Source organism: Nocardioides sp. NPDC047086 (assembly GCF_040643685.1).
Lineage (GTDB): Bacteria > Actinomycetota > Actinomycetes > Propionibacteriales > Nocardioidaceae > Nocardioides.
Map to the genome: position 1 here is coordinate 1 of NZ_JBEYUV010000062.1, position 18,185 is coordinate 18,185.

At 69.6% G+C, this 18,185-nt stretch carries 15 protein-coding genes and 1 rRNA gene; 6 read left to right on the forward strand and 10 right to left on the reverse strand.

Annotated elements, in window-relative coordinates; all coding sequences use genetic code 11:
- The 3 genes from rrf to ABZ796_RS26535 form a co-directional block, all read left to right on the forward strand.
- Nucleotides 1-94: ribosomal RNA gene (gene rrf, locus ABZ796_RS26525) — 5S ribosomal RNA — on the forward strand; the annotation flags it as partial.
- Between the two features lie 129 nt (nucleotides 95-223).
- On the forward strand, nucleotides 224-1,333 hold the full coding sequence (locus ABZ796_RS26530) for a tetratricopeptide repeat protein (RefSeq protein ID WP_357341072.1): 1,110 nt from the start codon (nucleotides 224-226) through the stop codon (nucleotides 1,331-1,333).
- A gap of 245 nt (nucleotides 1,334-1,578) precedes the next feature.
- Nucleotides 1,579-2,070 carry a DUF3145 domain-containing protein gene (locus tag ABZ796_RS26535; protein ID WP_201451419.1) on the forward strand — a complete coding sequence of 164 codons (492 nt, stop codon included), beginning with the start codon at nucleotides 1,579-1,581 and terminating at the stop codon, nucleotides 2,068-2,070.
- 91 nt (nucleotides 2,071-2,161) lie between these two features.
- On the opposite strand, the gene ABZ796_RS26540 is transcribed toward ABZ796_RS26535, so the two are convergent.
- The 7 genes from ABZ796_RS26540 to aceE form a co-directional block, all read right to left on the reverse strand.
- Nucleotides 2,162-3,607, reverse strand: coding sequence for a carboxyl transferase domain-containing protein (locus ABZ796_RS26540; RefSeq protein ID WP_357341073.1), 1,446 nt, complete (start codon nucleotides 3,605-3,607; stop codon nucleotides 2,162-2,164).
- Nucleotides 3,607-4,875 carry a beta-ketoacyl-[acyl-carrier-protein] synthase II gene (locus ABZ796_RS26545; protein ID WP_357341074.1) on the reverse strand — a complete coding sequence of 423 codons (1,269 nt, stop codon included), beginning with the start codon at nucleotides 4,873-4,875 and terminating at the stop codon, nucleotides 3,607-3,609. Before ABZ796_RS26545 ends, ABZ796_RS26540 begins: the two co-directional genes overlap by 1 nt.
- A gap of 91 nt (nucleotides 4,876-4,966) precedes the next feature.
- Complete coding sequence (locus ABZ796_RS26550; protein WP_357341076.1) at nucleotides 4,967-5,218, reverse strand: acyl carrier protein; 252 nt, start codon at nucleotides 5,216-5,218, stop codon at nucleotides 4,967-4,969.
- A gap of 54 nt (nucleotides 5,219-5,272) precedes the next feature.
- Nucleotides 5,273-6,259, reverse strand: a complete 987-nt coding sequence (locus ABZ796_RS26555) for a beta-ketoacyl-ACP synthase III (protein ID WP_357341078.1) — start codon at nucleotides 6,257-6,259, stop codon at nucleotides 5,273-5,275.
- A complete protein-coding gene (locus ABZ796_RS26560; RefSeq protein ID WP_357341080.1) occupies nucleotides 6,256-7,446 on the reverse strand; it encodes an acyltransferase domain-containing protein in 1,191 nt (396 codons plus the stop codon). Before ABZ796_RS26560 ends, ABZ796_RS26555 begins: the two co-directional genes overlap by 4 nt.
- Nucleotides 7,447-7,549: 103 nt before the next feature.
- Nucleotides 7,550-8,731 (reverse strand): helix-turn-helix domain-containing protein, encoded by a 1,182-nt coding sequence (locus ABZ796_RS26565; protein WP_357341082.1) that lies wholly within the window; start codon nucleotides 8,729-8,731, stop codon nucleotides 7,550-7,552.
- Nucleotides 8,732-8,811: 80 nt separating this feature from the next.
- Nucleotides 8,812-11,613: a pyruvate dehydrogenase (acetyl-transferring), homodimeric type gene (gene aceE / locus ABZ796_RS26570; protein WP_357341083.1), complete on the reverse strand. Its 2,802-nt coding sequence runs from the start codon at nucleotides 11,611-11,613 to the stop codon at nucleotides 8,812-8,814.
- A gap of 123 nt (nucleotides 11,614-11,736) precedes the next feature.
- Here aceE and ABZ796_RS26575 point away from each other — a divergent pair, with 123 nt between their 5' ends.
- Nucleotides 11,737-12,639 (forward strand): carbohydrate kinase, encoded by a 903-nt coding sequence (locus ABZ796_RS26575; RefSeq protein ID WP_357341085.1) that lies wholly within the window; start codon nucleotides 11,737-11,739, stop codon nucleotides 12,637-12,639.
- On the opposite strand, the gene ABZ796_RS26580 is transcribed toward ABZ796_RS26575, so the two are convergent.
- Both ABZ796_RS26580 and ABZ796_RS26585 read right to left on the reverse strand, forming a co-directional pair.
- A complete protein-coding gene (locus ABZ796_RS26580; RefSeq protein WP_357341087.1) occupies nucleotides 12,636-13,607 on the reverse strand; it encodes an FAD-dependent oxidoreductase in 972 nt (323 codons plus the stop codon). The two genes, ABZ796_RS26575 and ABZ796_RS26580, sit on opposite strands and share 4 nt — an antisense overlap.
- Nucleotides 13,604-14,716 carry a glutamate-cysteine ligase family protein gene (locus ABZ796_RS26585; protein WP_357341088.1) on the reverse strand — a complete coding sequence of 371 codons (1,113 nt, stop codon included), beginning with the start codon at nucleotides 14,714-14,716 and terminating at the stop codon, nucleotides 13,604-13,606. Before ABZ796_RS26585 ends, ABZ796_RS26580 begins: the two co-directional genes overlap by 4 nt.
- A 68-nt stretch (nucleotides 14,717-14,784) precedes the next feature.
- On the opposite strand from ABZ796_RS26585, the gene ABZ796_RS26590 reads away from it, so the two are divergent.
- Nucleotides 14,785-15,561, forward strand: coding sequence for a siderophore-interacting protein (locus ABZ796_RS26590; protein ID WP_357341090.1), 777 nt, complete (start codon nucleotides 14,785-14,787; stop codon nucleotides 15,559-15,561).
- Nucleotides 15,562-15,567: 6 nt separating this feature from the next.
- Here ABZ796_RS26590 and ABZ796_RS26595 read toward each other — a convergent pair whose 3' ends face one another.
- Nucleotides 15,568-16,755, reverse strand: coding sequence for a glycosyl hydrolase (locus ABZ796_RS26595; protein ID WP_357341092.1), 1,188 nt, complete (start codon nucleotides 16,753-16,755; stop codon nucleotides 15,568-15,570).
- A 73-nt stretch (nucleotides 16,756-16,828) separates the two neighbouring features.
- Here ABZ796_RS26595 and ABZ796_RS26600 point away from each other — a divergent pair, with 73 nt between their 5' ends.
- Nucleotides 16,829-17,782, forward strand: coding sequence for a hypothetical protein (locus tag ABZ796_RS26600; RefSeq protein ID WP_357341093.1), 954 nt, complete (start codon nucleotides 16,829-16,831; stop codon nucleotides 17,780-17,782).
- Nucleotides 17,783-18,185 lie beyond the last annotated feature (403 nt).

Genomic DNA, 18,185 nt, shown 5'->3' on the forward strand with positions numbered 1-18,185 from the left:
AATACCCGGTCCCATCCCGAACCCGGAAGTCAAGCCCTTCAGCGCCGATGGTACTGCAACCGAGAGGCTGTGGGAGAGTAGGACGCCGCCGGACAAAATTTCAGGTAGAGGCCGCCCTTTGGGGCGGCCTCTACTGCTTTTTACTGACGAAATGATCTACTGGCGAAATGATCTGGGGATCTTTCGAAGTCGGCTGCAGTACGCAGCAGTGAGGATGGCAGCTATGGCTGACGAGCGCCGTAGCAACAGAGGCGGTAAACCCGCCGGACGCCCCGGGCGTCCGAAGAGCTCTGGTTCGGGTTCATCCACCGGTGGCCGTGGAGGCCGATCGGGTGATGGCAAGCCGAGCGCTGGTCGACCGAGTGGCGGTCGCCCGGGTGCCGGTCGGAGCAGCGACCGTCGTGATGGCGGCGGAGGTCGCGGAGGTGAGCAGCGCCGTGACGGCGGCCGCGGAGGCGACGAGCGTCGCGACGGTAAGCCGTCGACCGGCCGCGGCGGCCCTCGTGCCGGCGGCCGCTCTGACGGCCCGAAGCGTGGTGGCGGGAGCGACCGCAAGGGCGGCTACTCCAAGGACCGCGGCGGTAAGCCCGGGGGCAAGCCGCAGCGCCGCTTCGACGAGCCGCGCGAGGAGCGTACGGCCGACCAGCGGGCCTACGACGGTCCGGAGCTGCCGGAGGAGGTGACTGGCAAGGAGCTGGACCGTGCGATCTCGGCTCAGCTGCGAGGCCTGCCCGAGAAGCTGGCGGCGCGGATCGCCCGCCACCTGGTCGCTGCCGACATGTTCATCGACTCCGACCCCGAGCTTGCCTACCAGCACGCCAAGGCTGCCAAGTCGCGTACGCAGCGGATCGCTGTGATCCGTGAGGCACTGGGCGAGGCTGCGTACGCTGCCGGCCACTACTCCGAGGCACTCGCCGAGCTGCGCGCAGCCAAGCGGATGAACGGTGCGACGGCCTACCTGCCGATCATGGCGGACTGTCACCGAGCGCTCGGCCAGCCCGAGCAGGCGATCAAGCTCGCACACAGCCCCTCGGTCGCGAACTTCGAGGCGCCGGCCAAGGCCGAGATGACGATCGTCGAAGCGGGTGCACGTCGGGACATGGGGCAGTACGACGCGGCCCTGCGGATCCTCGAGCAGTCGCCGCTCAACAACAAGAGCCGCGAGTCCTGGGTGGTGCGGCTGCGTTACGCGTACGCGGACACGCTCCAGGACGCGGGTCGCGACAAGGACGCGCTGACCTGGTTCCACCGCACCTACGCCATCGACTCCGAGGAGATCACCGACGCCGCGGCGCGGGCAGAGGCTCTCGAGAAGACGGTGGAGAGGGACTGACGGTCCCTCAGAACACACCATCAGTGGCGATCGCCATCCGTGCCGGTCGCCACTGGCCGTTTTGCTTCGATACTGGAGATCCTGGGCCCGGTAGGTAAGAATGGGCAGTACAACTACATCCCTGTGATCCACCGAAGTGTTTCCTTCACGCAAGATCGAGCCCGCTGGGGAAGGCGTAGCTCGCGCCGCAACTAAGGAGATATTCGGTGACCACTCAGATCAAGGACCCGAGCGCCTCGCGTGGCATCGCACGAGGCGTTGTGTTCGTGCATTCGGCTCCCTCCGCACTCTGCCCGCACATCGAATGGGCCGTTGCGGGGGTACTAGGCGCGCCGGTGAACTTCGACTGGACGGCCCAGCCCGCCCAGGCCGGCACCTACCGAGCCGAGCTCTTCTGGTCCGGTGCGGTCGGTTCCGCAGCGGCGATCGCCTCGGCGCTGAAGGGATGGACGCACCTGCGCTTCGAGGTCACCGAGGACGGCACGTCGACTTCCGAGGGTGCGCGCTACTCCTTCACCCCCGACCTCGGCGTCTTCCACGCCGTCACCGGGATGCACGGCGACATCATGATCCCGGAGGACCGGCTCAAGGCAGCGGTCGTCAAGGCCGCTCTCGGTGACACGACGCTCGAGCTCGAGGTCGACAAGCTTCTCGGCAAGCCGTGGGACGACGAGCTGGAGACGTTCCGCCACGCGGGGGAGGGCGCCCCCGTGCGCTGGCTGCACCAGGTCGTCTGAGCGACCCTGTCGGCCGCGGAGCACGGCCGACCAAGACCGAGGCCCCGGAGCGTGAGCTCCGGGGCCTCGGTCTGTGTCTGACCGGTGTCGGTCAGAGTGGGATGTTGCCGTGAGCACCGCGGCGTACACCGACGGTCTGGATCGCTTCCTCGAAGGCGGCCGCGATCGCCCCGCGGGTCGCCGACGGCTCGATGACTTCGTCCACAACACCGATCTCGACAGCCTTGTCGACACCGCCGGCGAGACGCTCGTGCTCGGCCGCGAGCTCCGCCTCGACCTGAGGACGGAGGTCGGGAGCGACCTCGGCGAGCTTGCGGCGGTGCAAGATGCGGATCGCGGCGACCGGGCCCATGACCGCGACCTCCGCTCCCGGCCACGCGAAGACCTTGGTCGCGCCGAGGGAGCGGGCGTTCATGGCGATGTAGGCGCCGCCATAGGTCTTGCGGGTCACCAGCGTGACCCGGGGGACGACACACTCCCCGAAGGCGTGCAGGAGCTTGGCGCCACGGCGGACGACCCCGTCCCACTCCTGGCCGACGCCGGGCAGGTATCCAGGGACGTCGACGACGACGATCAGCGGGACGCCGAGGGCGTCGCAGAGGCGTACGAACCGGGAGGCCTTCTCCGCGGAGAGGGAGTCGAGGCAGCCGCCGAGCCGCAGCGGGTTGTTGGCGACGACACCGACGGTGCGGCCGCCGAAACGGCCCAGCGCGGTGACGATGTTCGGGGCCCAGCGAGCGTGCAGCTCCTGGGTGGTGCCCTCGTCGAGGATGTTCTCGACCAGCGGGTGCACGTCGTAGGCGCGCTTCTTCGACTCGGGCAGCTGCTCGGCGAGGTCCTTGTCCTCGACCGCGGCGACGTCGAGGCCGCCCTGCGAGCCGAGGAGGGAGGTGACCGTGCGGGCCTTGTCGAGCGCCTCACGCTCCGACTCGGTGAGGATGTGCACGACTCCGGAGCGGCGTCCGTGCGGCTCGGGACCACCGAGGCGCAGCATGTCGACGTCCTCACCGGTGACGGAGCGTACGACGTCGGGGCCGGTCACGAAGATGCGGCCCTCGGGGCCGAGGATGACGACGTCGGTGAGGGCCGGGCCGTAGGCAGCGCCGCCGGCGGCCGGGCCGAGGACGACCGAGATCTGCGGGATCTTGCCGCTGGCCTGCGTCATCGCGTGGAAGATGCGGCCGACCGCGTGCAGGGAGAGTACGCCCTCGGCGAGCCGGGCTCCGCCGGAGTGCCACAGGCCGATGATCGGGATGCCGTCGGTCATAGCGCGGTGGTAGGCGTCGACGACCACACGGCAGCCGAGGTCGCCCATCGCGCCGCCCATGACGGTGGCGTCCGAGCAGAAGGCGACCGCCCGGGTGCCGTCCACCTCGCCGACGGCGGCCAGCATGCCGGAATCGTCGTCGGGGGAGATGAGCTCGACGGTGCCCTCGTCGAAGAGCGCGCTGAGGCGGGTCAGCGGGTAACGGGGGTCCTGGTCGCGAGGGAGATTCTGCTTCCTCGCGGGCGCAGGCGCGGGGGCGGTGATGGTCATCAGATGCTTCCGTAGACGACCGCGACGTTGGCGCCACCGAAACCGAAGGAGTTGTTGAGAGCCGCGATGTCGCCGACTGGCAGGTCGCGCGTCTTGGTGGCGATGTCGAGCTCGACCGCGGGGTCGAGGTTGTCGAGGTTGATCGTCGGCGGCGACTGGCGGTGGTGGATCGCCAGGACGGTCGCGACGGTCTCGAGGGCTCCGGCACCTCCGAGCAGGTGGCCGGTCATCGACTTGGTCGAGGTGACCACGACGTTCTCGACGTGGTTGCCGAGGGTGGCGTGGAGCATCAGGCCCTCGGCGATGTCGCCCTGCGGGGTCGAGGTCGCGTGGGCGTTGACGTGGGCGATGGTGCTCGGGTCGATGTCGCCGTCCTCGAGCGCGCGCTTGATGGCACGGCTGCCGCCACGACCCTCGGGGTCGGGCTGGGCGATGTCGTGGGCGTCGGCGGTCACACCGGCCCCGAGGACCTCGGCGTAGATCCGGGCGCCGCGGGCCTGGGCGTGCTCGAGCGTCTCGAGCACGACGATGCCGGCACCCTCACCGAGGACGAAGCCGTCGCGGCCGGTGTCCCAGGGGCGGCTGACCGCGGTCGGGTCGCCACCGTCGGGGCCGGAGGCGGTCTTGGACAGCGCCATCATGTTGGCGAACGCGGCCATCGGCAGTGGGTGGATCGCTGCCTCGGTGCCACCGGCGAGCACGACGTCGGCGCGGCCCAGGCGGATCTGGTCAGCGGCCAGGGCGATCGCCTCGGAGCCGGACGCACAGGCGGAGATCGGGGTCTGAGCCGCGGCGCGGGCGCCGTAGATCAACGAGATGTTGGCAGCCGAGGCGTTGGCCATCAGCATCGGGACGGCCAGCGGGCTGACCCGGCGCGGCCCCTTGGCCAGAAGTGTGTCGTAGTTGTCGAGCAGGGTGGTGACGCCGCCGATGCCGGTGGCGACGGCGACACCGAGGCGCTCACCGTCGAGGCCGGCCTCGGTCGCGGTGCCCTCGAAGCCGGCGTCCTTCCACGCCTCGGCCGCGGCGACCACGGCGAACTGCGCGGAGCGGTCCAGGCGTCGGGCCTTGACCCTCTCCAGGACCTCGGACGGCTCGACGGCGACACGGCCGGCGATGCGTACGGGAAGGTCCTGGGCCCACTCCTCGGTGAGCTCGCGGATGCCGGAGCGGCCGGCGATCAAGGCATCCCAGGTGGTGGGGACATCTCCGCCGACCGGGTTGGTGGTGCCCAATCCGGTGACGACGACTCGGGTGCGGCTGCTCATGTGGTCTCCGTGTGAGGTGTTGGCGCGTTGGGTCAGGTGATGCAGGTCCGGCGGCTCGGCCTGGGAGGGTTGGCCGAGCCGCCGGGGCGCGTCAGGCGTTCGCGGAAGCCTTCTCGATGAAGCTCACCGCGTCGCCAACGGTCTTGAGGTTCTTGACCTGGTCGTCGGGGATGGATACGCCGAACTTCTCCTCGGCAGCGACGACGACCTCGACCATGGACAGCGAGTCGACGTCGAGGTCGTCGACGAAGGACTTGTCGAGCTGAACGTCGGCGACATCGATGCCGGCGACCTCGTTGACGATCTCGGCGAGGTCGGAGCGGATCTCTTCGGTGGTGGCCATGTGTGGTGCTTCCTCTCGGATTTTTTGTGTGGTGAAACTCTGGGGTGGTGCGGACTACGGAACGACGACGACCTGGGCCGCATAGACCAGTCCGGCGCCGAACGCGATGAGCAGGGCGGTGTCGCCCGACTCAGCCTGACCCTCCTCGATCATCCGCTCGAGGGCAAGTGGGACCGAGGCGGCCGAGGTGTTGCCCATGGTGGCGATGTCGCGGGCGATCTTGACCGACTCCGGAAGCTTCATGGAGCGGGCCAGGGCGTCGACGATGCGCATGTTGGCCTGGTGCGGGACGAAGCAGTCGAGCTCGTCGGCCGTGATGCCGGCCTTGTCGAGCGCCTCCTGGCCGACCTTGGCCATGGCGTAGGAGGCCCAGCGGAAGACGGGGTTGCCCAGCATCGTCAGCCAGGGAGTCTCCTTGGCCTCGTTCGCCTCGAACCAGTCGGGGGTCTGGATGTGGTCGGCCTTGTCGCCCGAGGAACCCCACACGACCGGACCGATCCCAGGCTCCTCGCTCGGGCCCACGACAGCGGCGCCCGCACCGTCGGCGAAGATGAAGGCGGTGCCACGGTCGTGCGGGTTGGTGATGTCGGAGAGGCGCTCGACACCGATGACGAGTACGTGGCGGGCGCTGCCGCCGCGTACGAAGTCGCTGGCCATCGCGATGCCGTGGCAGAAGCCGGCGCAGGCCGCAGAGACGTCGAAGGCGGCCGGGTGGTCGGCGCCGAGCTCGTCGGCGATCAGCGCGGCGACCGCGGGGGTCTGGCGCAGGTGGCTGACGGTGGCGACGATGACGCAGTCGATCTGGTCGATGTCGATCTTGGCGTGCTCGAGCGCCTTGCGGGAGGCGGCGACCGACATCATCTGAACGGTCTCCTCCTCGCCCGCCCAGCGACGCTCGGTGATGCCGGAACGGGTGCGGATCCACTCGTCGGAGGAGTCGATGAGGTCGACGATCTCGCTGTTGGGGACCACCCGGGTCGGGCGGTAGCCGCCTACGCCGAGGATGCGGGCGTGCGGGGAACCTGTCGGGGCTGAGATCACGAGTGTTGGACTCCTGTCGGGTGCAGACGCAGCAGCGGCTGACCGGGGGAAACGAGGTCGCCGTCCTCGACGAGCCATTCGATGACCTCGCCGCCGTGGGCCGAGGTGATCGCGATCGTGTCGCGGAGGCTGGCGATGGCGCCGATCTCGGCGCCGGCCGGGATCACGTCGATCCCGGACACGGTCTCGGAGAGCTTGAAGGTGCCCTTGGACGGGGAGACGACCATGCGCCAGGTCGGCGTGGTCTCGATCGGGTTGGCCTCACCATGCTTCTCGACGAACGCGCGGGCGTCCTCGAGCTGGTCGGGAGTCTTCAGCGCGAAGGTCTCGACCCCCTTGAGGGCACGCTTGGCGATCCCGGTCAGGGTGCCGGCCGGCGGCATCTCCAAGATGCCGGTCACGCCGATGTCGGACATGGTGTCGAGGCAGAGGTCCCAGCGCACCGGGTTGGCGATCTGACCGACGATCCGGTCCAGTGCCTTGGCGCCGTCGTGGACGATCTGGCCGTCCTTGTTGCTGATCAGGCGCGTACGCGGGTCGTGGGTCGAGACGCTCTGGGCCAGCCGGGAGAGGTGGCCGACCGCAGGCTCCATGTGCTTGGTGTGGAAGGCGCCGGCGACGCTGAGCGGCATCAGCCGGGCCTTGGCAGGCGGGTCGGAGGCGAAGGCCTCGAGCTGCTCGAGGGTGCCTGCGGCGACGATCTGGCCGGGGCCGTTGTCGTTGGCGGGAGTGAGGCCGTGCTTCTCGATCGCGGCCAGCACCTCCTCGCGAACGCCGCCCAGGACCGCGGTCATGCCGGTCGGCGTCTTGGCGGCGGCCTCGGCCATGGCCTTGCCCCGCTCGCGAACGAGGACCATCGCCTGCTCGGCGCTGATCGCGCGCGCGCCGGCGGCGGCGGTGATCTCACCGACGCTGTGGCCGGCGACGGCACCGATCTTTCCGAAGGCGTCCGCGGGCTGCGGGAACAGCTCGAGCGCCGCGACCAGACCGGTGGCGACCAGCAGCGGCTGGGCGATCTCGGTGGCGCGGATGGTCTCTGCGTCGGCATTGGTGCCGTAGTCGATCAGGTCGATGCCTGCGACGGTTGAGAGCCACTCCATACGAGCGGCGAAAGCGGGGTCCTCCAGCCACGGGGTGAGGAATCCTGGTGTCTGAGCACCTTGTCCTGGGGCGACAATGACGAGCACGGAACGATGGTCCCGTCTGGAGGGGTGTCGGATCACCTTCAGCGGCGACGAATATCTGTCACGCAATCTTGTAGGGGTTCTACAACTTGCGTCGCTGCCAGGGTTAATGGTCCTGTTGCCGGCCGAGAATCAGGGCGACCTGCAGGGCGAGAGCGTCGCGCGGGTCGGTCGGGAGGAACCCGGTGAGCTCCGCGACCTGCTTGAGCCGGTAGCGCACGGTGTTGGGGTGCACGAACAGCGTGCGACCGGTGGCCTCGAGGCCACCTCCGGCGGCGAAGTACGCAGCCAGCGTCTCGATCAGGGTGCTGCGGGCCTCCACCAGCGGTTGGTAGAGATGCTCGATCAGGTAGCGGTGGGCCCAGGCGTCGCCGGCCAGGGCACGCTCGGGCAGGAACGACTGGCTGCGTGCCGGGCGAGGCGCGTCGGGCCAGCCGGGTGCGGCCCGGTAGGCGGAGAGCGCGGCCCGGGCGGACTCGGCGGCGGTGGCGAGCCCGGCCGCCATCGGTCCGACCACGACCGGCCCGTCCGCGAACAGGTCGGCGATGCGCTCCGCGGCCTCCAACGGGTCCTCGATGCCGCCGAGCAGGGCGACGAGGCGGTCACCCTGGACCGCGCAGAGTGTGTGCAGGTCGTGGGCGCGGCCGCGGCGGCGTACCTCCTCCATGGCGACGTCGAGGCGGACGCCGTCCGGGGCATGACCCAGCACCGCGCACAACGGCAGGTCGGCGTCCCAGCCCAGCGCGCTGGCCCGGGAGAGGACGACCTCGTCGGTCTCGGCACGCAGGACCGCATCGACCACGAGCGCCTCGAGCCGGGCGTCCCAGGCGCCGCGCTGCTCGGCGGCGCGGGCGTAGACCTCGGCCGTGGCGAAGGCGACCTCACGGGCGTAGCGGCCGATCGCCTCGTGGACGTCGGCGGCGTCCTCGGGGCCGAGGAGGTGGTCGATGTTGGCCTCGACCACCTCGATGGAGAGGCGGACGAGGTCCACGGTCTGCTGGAGCGTGATAATGCCGGTCAGCGCACGGGGTGCGACGCCGAACATCGACGCGGCCAGGTCGGGCTTGGCGGTGTCGGCGGAGGCGCCGCCGCCGTACCAGCCGACGAACTCCTTGATGCCGGCCTGGACGATCAGGCCGACGAGGGAGCGGTTCTTCGCGGAGAGGTCCTTGAACCACGGCATCGCGTCGTCCATCCGCGACGTGGCGGCTGTCGCCAGCCGGCCGGTCGCGCGCCGCAGCGCTGTTGCCGTCCGTCGACGTGTGTCGACGCTCGCCTGATTGGTCACACTGCTGATCCTTCCACCTGGAGATGCGGCCGGGGGCCCGGAACTTCTCGCTCCGAGCCCCCGACCTGACGAACAGACGCTCAGGCGTCTCCGCCCTCCTGCATGATGCCCTTCGTCGCCGTCGGGTCGTCGATGCGGTAGGTGTCGAAGGCCTTCTTCACCAGTGCGGCGTCGATCTCGCCGGCCTCGGCCAGGGCCTGGAGGGCCTGGACGACGACGGACTGGGCGTCGATCTGGAAGAAGCGACGCGCGGCCGGGCGGGTGTCGGCGAAGCCGAACCCGTCGGCACCGAGGACGCGATAGTCGTCGGGCACCCAGCGGGCAATCTGCAGCGGGACGGCCCGCATGTAGTCGGAGACCGCGATGACGGGGCCGTTGGACGCCGAGAGCTTCTCGGTGACGTACGGCGTGCGCGGGGTCTCACCGGGGTGGTTGAGGCTCCACTGCTCGGCGTCGATGGCGTCGCGGGCGAGCTCGTTCCACGAGGTGACCGACCAGGTGTCGGCCTTGACACCCCAGTCCTCCTCGAGGATGCGGGCAGCCTCCTCGACCCACGGGAAGCCGACGCCGGAGGCCAGCAGGCGGACCTTCGGACCCTCGCCCTCAGCGGTCGAGACCTGGTGGATGCCCTTCAGGATGCCCTCGAGGTCGACGTCGTCGGGCTCCTTGGGCTGGCTGACCGGCTCGTTGTAGACGGTCAGGTAGAAGATGACGTTCTCGCCGTGGGGGTGCTCCTCGGTCGAGCCGTACATCCGCTCGAGGCCGCTCTGCATGATGTGGGAGACCTCGTAGGCGAACGCGGGGTCGTAGTGCACGACCGCCGGGTTGGTCGCCGCCAGCAGCGGGGAGTGACCGTCGGCGTGCTGGAGACCCTCACCGGTCAGCGTGGTGCGACCGGCGGTGGCGCCGACCAGGAAGCCGCGGCCCATCATGTCGGCCATCGCCCAGATCGAGTCACCGGTGCGCTGGAACCCGAACATCGAGTAGAAGATGTAGAACGGGATCATCGGCTCGCCGTGGGTTGCGTACGCCGTGCCGGCAGCGGTCGCCGAAGCCAGCGCCCCCGCCTCGGAGATGCCCTCGTGCAGGAGCTGGCCCTGCGCGGACTCCTTGTAGGAGAGCAACAACTTCCGGTCGACCGACTCGTACTGCTGGCCGCCGGGGTTGTAGACCTTCGCGCTGGGGAACATCGCGTCCATGCCGAAGGTGCGGTACTCGTCGGGTGCGATCGGCACGATGCGCTTGCCGATCTCCGGGTCACGCATCCAGTCCTTGAGGAGCCGGACGGTGGCCATCGTGGAGGCGATCTTGTTCTTGCCGGAGCCCTGCTTGAGCTCGGCGTAGACCTTCTCGCCCGGCAGGGTGAGCGGCTTGAACTCGACCCGGCGCTGGGGGAGCGGGCCGCCGAGCTGCTTGCGGCGCTCCATCATGTATTCGATCTCGGCCGACTCCGGACCCGGGTTGAAGAACGGCGCCGCGCCGGTCTGCTCGTAGGTCGCCTCGAGCTCCTTGTCGGAGATCGGCAGGAGCAGACGGTCGCGGAACTTCTTCAGGTCCGCCATGGTCAGCTTCTTCATCTGGTGGGTGGCGTTCTTGCCCTCCAGAGCGTCGATCGTCCAGCCCTTGATGGTGTGGGCGAGGATGACGGTCGGCTGCCCGACGGTCTTGGTGGCCGCGTCGAAGGCCGCGTAGACCTTGCGGTAGTCGTGGCCGCCGCGGGGGAGCTTGCGGATCTGCTCGTCGCTCATCTGCTCGACCATCTTGCGCAGGCGCGGGTCGGAGCCGAAGAAGTTCTCCCGGACGTAGGCACCGGTCTCGACCGAGTAGGTCTGGAACTGGCCGTCGGGGGTGGAGTTCATCTTGTTAACCAGGACGCCGTCGACGTCCTTGGCGAGCAGCTGGTCCCACTCGCGGCCCCAGATGACCTTGATGACGTTCCAGCCGGCACCGCGGAAGTTGGACTCCAGCTCCTGGATGACCTTGCCGTTGCCGGTCACCGGACCGTCGAGCTGCTGCAGGTTGCAGTTGACCACCCAGACCAGGTTGTCGAGCTCTTCGCGGGCGGCGACCCGGATGGCGCCGAGCGACTCGGGCTCACCCATCTCGCCGTCGCCGAGGAAGGCCCACACGCGCTGGTCGGAGGTGTCCTTGATGCCGCGGTTCTGCAGGTAGCGGTTGAACCGAGCCTGGTAGATCGAGTTGATCCCGGTCAGGCCCATCGAGACCGTCGGGAACTCCCAGAAGTCCGGCATCAGGCGCGGGTGCGGGTAGGAGGAGATGCCCTGGCCGACCCCGTGCTGCACCTCCTGGCGGAAGCGGAAGAGCTGCTCCTCGCTGAGCCGGCCCTCGAGGAACGCTCGCGCGTAGATCCCGGGGGAGGCGTGGCCCTGGATGAAGACCTGGTCGCCGCCGCCGGGGTGGTCCTTGCCGCGGAAGAAGTGGTTGAAGCCGACCTCGTAGAGGCTCGCGGAGGACTGGTAGGTGGCGATGTGGCCGCCCACCTCGAGGCCCTTGCGGTTGGCGGAGGAGACCATCACGGCGGCGTTCCAGCGGATGAAGGCCCGGATGCGTCGCTCGATGTCCTCATCGCCCGGGAACCACGGCTCGCGGTCGGAGGGGATGGTGTTGATGTAGTCGGTGCTTCGCAGTGCGGGGACGCCGACGGACTGTTCGCGGGCGCGCTCCAGAAGGCGCAGCATGACGTAGCGGGCTCGCTCGCGTCCGCTCGACTCGAGCATCGCGTCGAACGAGCCGAGCCACTCACTGGTCTCTTCGGGATCGATGTCCGGAAGCTGGGTCGGTAGACCCTCGTGGATAACGGTCGGCTGGGCGGGGGTCGGGCCCTGCGGACCACCAGTCGTCTCGGTGGATTCTTCGGTCACATCCTCAATGGTCGCACGCGGTCGAGAGCGGTTGCGCACCCGCGGTGGGTTACTGGACAGTAGGCGGTTTCTGCTGGTCAACCCAGAAAATTCCTTCGTACGCCGAGTTGCTACTCTGCCGCCGTGACCAGCCTGGATCGTGACAATGCCGTTGCCGACGTATTGGTGGTAGGTGAGGCACTGGTTGACGTGGTCACCACGTCCGACGGCGTGACCCAGGACCATCCGGGCGGCAGCGGCGCCAACGTCGCGGTCGCGCTGGGCCGGCTCGGCCGTCCGGTGCGCTATGCGGCCTCCTACGCCGACGACGCCCGTGGGCAGGCGCTGGCCGCCCACCTGGCCGGCTCCGGGGTCCGGATGGCATGCGACCCGCACGTGCTGGCCCGCACCTCGACGGCGCAGGCCACCATCACGGCCGACGGGTCGGCGACGTACGTCTTCGACCTGGAGTGGAAGCTCGGCGAGGTCTCGGTGGGGACGCCGCGGTTCGTGCACATCGGTTCGCTCGCGCCGGTGCTCTCACCCGGTGCCGAGACGGTCTTCGACCTGCTCGACGGGCTCCCCGACTCCACCCGGGTCCTCTACGACATCAACATGCGGCCCACGCTGACCGGAACCGGCCAGGAGATCGTCGCGCGGATCGAGCGCGCGGCGGCGTACGCCGATGTGGTCAAGGCCAGCGACGAGGACCTGGAGACGCTCTACCCCGGCGTCGGGCTCGACAAGGCTGCCGCGCGGCTGCTCGAGCTCGGTGCTGGTGCGGTCGCGGTGACCCGCGGTGGCGACGGTGCCAGCTGGATCACCGGCGAGGGACGGATCGACGTCGAGGCCGAGAAGGTGACGGTGGTGGACACCATCGGCGCCGGCGACACCTTCTCCGCGGGCCTCGTCGACGCGCTCTGGGACGACTTCGAGCGCGACCGGCGCGAGGTGCTCGCCCACGGCGTCCGGGCGGCGGCGGTCACCGTCTCGCGCGCCGGTGCCAACCCGCCGACCCGGGCCGAGCTCGAGGGCTGGACCCCCTAGGCCGCGAGGCGCTCGGCGAGCGTACGTCCCAGCCAGGCCGAGGAGCGGACCGAGCTGCCACATCCGGCCAGGAGCAGGCCGGGCGCCGGCTCGTCGAGGACCAGCTTCTTCTGGGCCACGTCGACACCCCACAGGATCTGCTCGACCTTGGCGTCGCGAAGCCAGGGGAGCGCGGTCGCGAGGCCACACTCCAGGAGGGTCTCCCAGTGGTCGACGGGGCCGCTGAGGTCGTCGTCGTCGACGATGTCCTCCTGGCCGACCAGCACCCGCAGGTGCCCGTCGACCGACTTCACGAAGGCGTAGCCGAAGCCGTCGCCGACCGGCACGATCGTGTGCGGCATCCGCTCCCGCTCGGGAGGGACGGGCAGGTCGAGCACGAAGAGCTGCCGCTTCTCGAGCTCGGCCTCGGTCTGCGGGAAGAGGCGGGCGTTGGCGGCGCCCAGCGCGAACAGGACCCGCTCCGCACGGATCGTGCCGCGGGCGGTGTCGACCAGGTGGCCCGACCCGTCAGCACGTACGCCTTCGACGACCGCGCCGGGGACGACCTGTGCCCCGGCGTCGGTGGCCCGTTCCAGCAGGTGGGAGACGAGCCGGGTCGCGGAGATGTTGAGCGCAGGGATGTGCTCGCCGGTGTGGAGCAGGTGGTAGGTGTTCTCGATCGCGGCCAGGTCGACGCCCTCGGCGAGCAGGCCCTGGACGAACGAGGCGGTCTCGGCGGTCATCTCGCGCTTGACCGGGTCGGCCCAGGTCCACCGGATGCTGCCGCCCGAGTAGCGGTAGGTGGAGGCGTGGTCGGGGTCGTCGTCGGGATCGTCGCTGAGCACCACGACCCGCAGCTCCGGTGACATCTGCGCCAGGAAATAGGCTGTCGCGGCGCCGATCGGGCCTGCTCCACAGATCGCGACATCGGCCTCTGCGGGCACCGTCACGAGTTGGTCAGCGGTCAGGTCGGCGGGGAGATCAGTCAACGAAGTCCTTCCGGGAGGTACATCAGGCCTGTGCGCGAATATGCGTCCAGAAGGCTATCGGCTGGGGTGCGCCCCGCGCTCAGCAACTGGTCCAGACAGTCGAGGTGACCGCTCTCCGGCACGCCGGCGAGCGCCCGGCGGGCGGCCGCGAGCACGTCGCGGGCGCCCGCAGCGATCTCGGGGTCGGCGAACGCGGCGACTGCGGAGCGTTGGTGCAGGTCACGACTGGGTTTGTCGGCCAGCCCGGGCAGGTCGTCGGCGAGGCAGACGCCGAGCGTCAGCGCCGCGCCGGCGAGCAGCAGGTCGCGGGAGAGGAAGGCGTCGTAGGCCTTGAACTCGATGCGTCCCTCCTCACGCGGGATCCGCGGCGGGTGGACCATGGTGGGTTCGGCTCCGGCGGGCGGGGCGACGAAGCAGCGGGCCGCCACCCGTCGCCAGGTGCGCTCATAGGTGCGTTTGCTGGGGCCGCGCCATCGGGCACCGGCGTGGAAGGGCGAGCTGAAGCTGAACGGCACCATGAACGGGCTGTAGTAGGTCAGCCGGCGTGTCACCTCGACGACCTGTTCCGCGGAGAGCCCGGGGAAGGAGAGGTTGATGTCGGGGCCGTAGCTCAGGTTGGAGACCTCGGCGTGGTCGTACTCACGATGCTCGGCCCGCATCTTCCGCTCCCACTCGTTGAGGGGCGGGTCGAGGACGTACGCCTCGCGGACCGGGTTGAAGCCGACGATGCCCAGGTGCAGGCCGAGGGGCTCGAGACGCTTGGAGATGTCGTCCTGCAGATCGGCCAGCCGGTCGGCGGCCTCGGTGGTGCTCGAGCAGATCGGCGTGCGGATCTCCACACCCTTGACCAGCATCGACGTGAAGGTGCCGTCGGCGCTGAACCGCTCGTCGCCCTCTAGGTACCAATAGCCGCTCTTGATCCCCAGGTCACCGCGGACGAGGCCTTCGTCGGTGGTTCCTGAGCCGTCGGCAAGGGCGCGTTGGAGGGTTTCGAAGTCGAGATCCACGAAGTCGTGGAAGCTGCCCGTGTCGCGAAACGTGCCCGCGCCTACGTCGGGTGACTCCGTCACCAGGGCATATTCGAACTCGAACCCGGCGGAGTAGAGCACGGCGCAAACTCTAGGGCAGTCCGCGGGCCATCATCCGCATTTCTCGAAATTTAGGTTAGGCTCCCCTCATGTTTCGCGCGGTGAAGCCGGAGTCAAAGCCGGAGACGCGGGTCGTGGTCACCTCGACCCGGCGTCTCAGCGCCGGCATGACCCGCGTCCATCTCCGCGCCGAGGACCTCTCCGCGTTCGAGGGCAGCGTGTGCACCGACCGGTTCGTGCGGCTGGAGATCCCGGTCGGCGACGGCTCGACCGTCTGCCGCACCTACACCGCGCTGGACCCCTCGGTCTCCGAGGGGACCCTGGCCGTCGACTTCGTGCACCACGGCGACGAGGGCGTCGCGGGCCGCTGGGCGGCCACCGCCGGCCCGGGTGACGTGCTCACCGTGCGCGGGCCGGGTGGGACGTACGCTCCGGACCCGGCGGCCGACTGGCACCTGCTCGTCGGCGATGAGTCCGGTCTGCCCGCGATCCGTGCGGCGCTGGCGGCGCTGCCGGCCGACGCCGTGGGCTACGCCGTGATCGAGGTGCCCTCCGCGGAGCATCTCCAGCAGGTCGCGAGCCCGGCCGGGGTCGCGGTGCGTTGGCTGGATGCGACCGTCGACCCGCCGCTGGACGTCGTCGTGCGCGGCTTGCCCTGGCTGCTGGGCCGGGTGCACGCGTTCGTGCACGGCGAGGCCGAGGTCACGATGCAGCGGATCCGGCCTTACCTGCTGCGTGAGCGCGGGGTGCCGCGCGGCGACCTGTCGATCTCCGGCTACTGGCGCCGTGGCAACGACGAGGACAGCTTCCGTACGTGGAAGCGCAGCCAGGCGTCCGACCGCCAGGTGGCGTACTCGGCCCGCTGAGCCGGCTCAGGCCCTCGGCGCGACGATCTCGACCGGACCCTCGCTCCGGGCTGCGACCCAGGCGCGGTGGAAGTCGCTGCCGGGGGCGACCTCGGCGCGGCGCTCGGGCTCGAGGACGAGGTCGACGGGGCACTCGATCCGCTGTCGGGCGACCGCCTCGGGGCGAGGGCCGCGGTGCTCGGCGATCGCGGCGGCCAGCGCCTCGGCGACGGGCTTGCGCCGGTGGTCGATGGTGAAGAGACCGAGGTCGTACTCCCGATCGGGGAAGTCGACCAGCGATCGGTCCAGGTCGTGGGAGCACCACCAGGTGATGCCGAACAGGGCCGGGTTCCGCGCGACGTGGCCGACGGTGCCGCTGACGAACTCGCGCACGCTCTCCGGTCCGATCTCCGGCAGGGGAGCGCCGATCTCCTGGAGCCAGACCGGGCGCCCCGGCTCCGCGGCGTACGCAGCGGCCAGCGCGACCAGGTAGTCGGCGTGCGTGAGCGTGGCCGGGCCCAGGGGCGCGTCGATCGCGCCGACTCCGTTGAAGACCCAGGAGTGCACGGTGCTGAGGTCGCCGAGCGTGGTGACGTCGGCAGGCCCGAAGGGGTGGTCGGGAGCATAGAAGGCGTCGTCGAAGAGCGAGTGCAGGCATAGCAGATCCGGCGCCGCCTCGCGGGCGGTCTCGAGGAGCTCCTGGGCCCAGGAGCGCGAGTCGGCGACGGTGGTCGGGTTGGCGGGCCACAGGTTGTTGACCTCGTTGCCGAGGGTGAGCGCGAAGACGTTGTCCCGGGTGGCGACCGCACTCGCGAGGGTGTCGACGTAGGTGCGCAGGCCCGCGCGCACCTCGGGGTGGCTGAAGACCGATCGCTGATGGTGGGTGAGCACCCATGAGGGCAGGAAGTCGAAGCTGGACAGATGGCCCTGGACCAGGTCGACGCAGACGTCGAGCCCGCGGGCGGCGGCAAGGTCGATGGTGGTGAGCACGTCGTCGACCGCCGAGGACCGGATCAGCGAGCTGTTGGGCTGGATCCATGGCCAGACCGGGAAGATGCGTACGTGGTCGAGGCCGAGCCCGGCGAGGTCGTCGAAGTCCCGGGCGATCTGGTCGGCGTCGAAGTCGAGCCAGGAGTAGAACCAGCCGGACGAGGGCACGTGGTTGGCGCCGAAGCGCAACGGAGCGGTCGTCGAGGGTGTCGGAATCGCTGCCACCCGCGCAATATATGTACCTCGTTGACAGAGGCGACCTTGAACCGAGAAATCCAGCGAGCGAGGACGGGCACTGATGCACGACGACGTACACCTGACCGAAGGCCGGGTGAGCAGGGTCCTCGAGGAGCGCCTGTGGCCGGCGGTCCACACCACCTCGGCGCCCGTGAGCGTCGAGTCGCACGAGCTGCCCGGGGAGCCGATCGCTGTGGCCGAAGGACTCGCGCTGACCTACGAGCCCTTCGAGGTCGGCAGCGACTGGGGCCCGGCCTGGGGGACCGCCTGGTTCAGGATCACCGGCACCGTCCCGGCTGAGTGGGCCGGGCGTCGCGTGGAGCTGGTCTGCGACCTCGGCTTCGACGTGAACAAGCCCGGCTTCCAGTGCGAGGGGCTGGTCTACACACCCGACGGCGAGCCGGTCAAGAGCCTCAACCCGCGCAACCAGTGGGTGCTCGTCGCCGAGGAGGCGAGGGGCGGGGAGGAGATCGAGCTCTTCCTGGAGGCTGCGGCCAACCCGGTGCTGCTTGACTATCACCCCTTCCTGCCCACCCAGGAAGGCGACATCGAGACCTCGTCGCCGCGGAAGCTCTACACCACTCGGCGCATCGAGCTCGCCGTCTTCGAGAGGGACGTCTTCGAGCTCTGCCTGGATCTGGAGACCCTCCACGAGCTGCAGGTCGAGCTGCCCGAGGGGCCGCGCAAGTTCCGGATCCTGCAGGCCATCGACGACGCCCTCGACCGGGTCGACCTGCAACGGATCCCCGAGACGGCGGCTTCGGCTCGCTCGGCTCTCACCGGGGCCCTCGAAGCGACCGCGCACGACTCGGCCCACCAGATCGCCGCGATCGGCCACGCCCACATCGACTCCGCCTGGCTGTGGCCGATGCGCGAGACGATCCGCAAGGTCGCCCGCACCACCTCCTCGATGACCGAGCTGCTCGGCGAGGACCCGGACTATGGAGGTGTCATCCGGGTTCGGCTGGGGGCGTTTGAGGTTCGGACGTTGAGGTTCCGTCGGGCGGAGGAGTAAGGGGTCTGTGGCTGGGGTGAGATCTGGGTTCTTGGACGGGGTGGTGTTTCTTCGCTGCCGCGGTCGTTGGCCGCCGACCCTTTCTTGAGGGTCTTCTCGATCGTCCCCGGAGTAAAGGACGGGCCTTCGGCCGCCGGCTGCGCCGGCCGCTTCGCGGTCCTTGACACCGGCGACGATCGAGAAAAAAATTGGCTGGTTATCGGGTCGGCGGCCAGCCCTGTCTGTTTCGGGAATGGGTTGGGAGCCGGCCCCCATCAGTTTGAGGCAAAGCCCTGAGACGGGTGGCGTATCTGAGCCACCGACAAGCCCGAAAGATGGCGTCAATATGCCACCTGACCAGGTGAAATGCCTCGGGTTCTGTCGGTGGTCACTGGTAAAATATGGGGTATGGACGCACTCCACG

Coding starts and splice junctions, on each gene's coding strand:
- ABZ796_RS26530 (WP_357341072.1), top strand. CDS start 224: ATGGCTGACGAGCGCCGTAGCAACAGAGGCGGTAAACCCGCCGGACGC.
- ABZ796_RS26540 (WP_357341073.1), bottom strand. CDS start 3,607: ATGACCATCACCGCCCCCGCGCCTGCGCCCGCGAGGAAGCAGAATCTC.
- ABZ796_RS26590 (WP_357341090.1), top strand. CDS start 14,785: ATGTTTCGCGCGGTGAAGCCGGAGTCAAAGCCGGAGACGCGGGTCGTG.
- ABZ796_RS26550 (WP_357341076.1), bottom strand. CDS start 5,218: ATGGCCACCACCGAAGAGATCCGCTCCGACCTCGCCGAGATCGTCAAC.
- ABZ796_RS26545 (WP_357341074.1), bottom strand. CDS start 4,875: ATGAGCAGCCGCACCCGAGTCGTCGTCACCGGATTGGGCACCACCAAC.
- ABZ796_RS26600 (WP_357341093.1), top strand. CDS start 16,829: ATGCACGACGACGTACACCTGACCGAAGGCCGGGTGAGCAGGGTCCTC.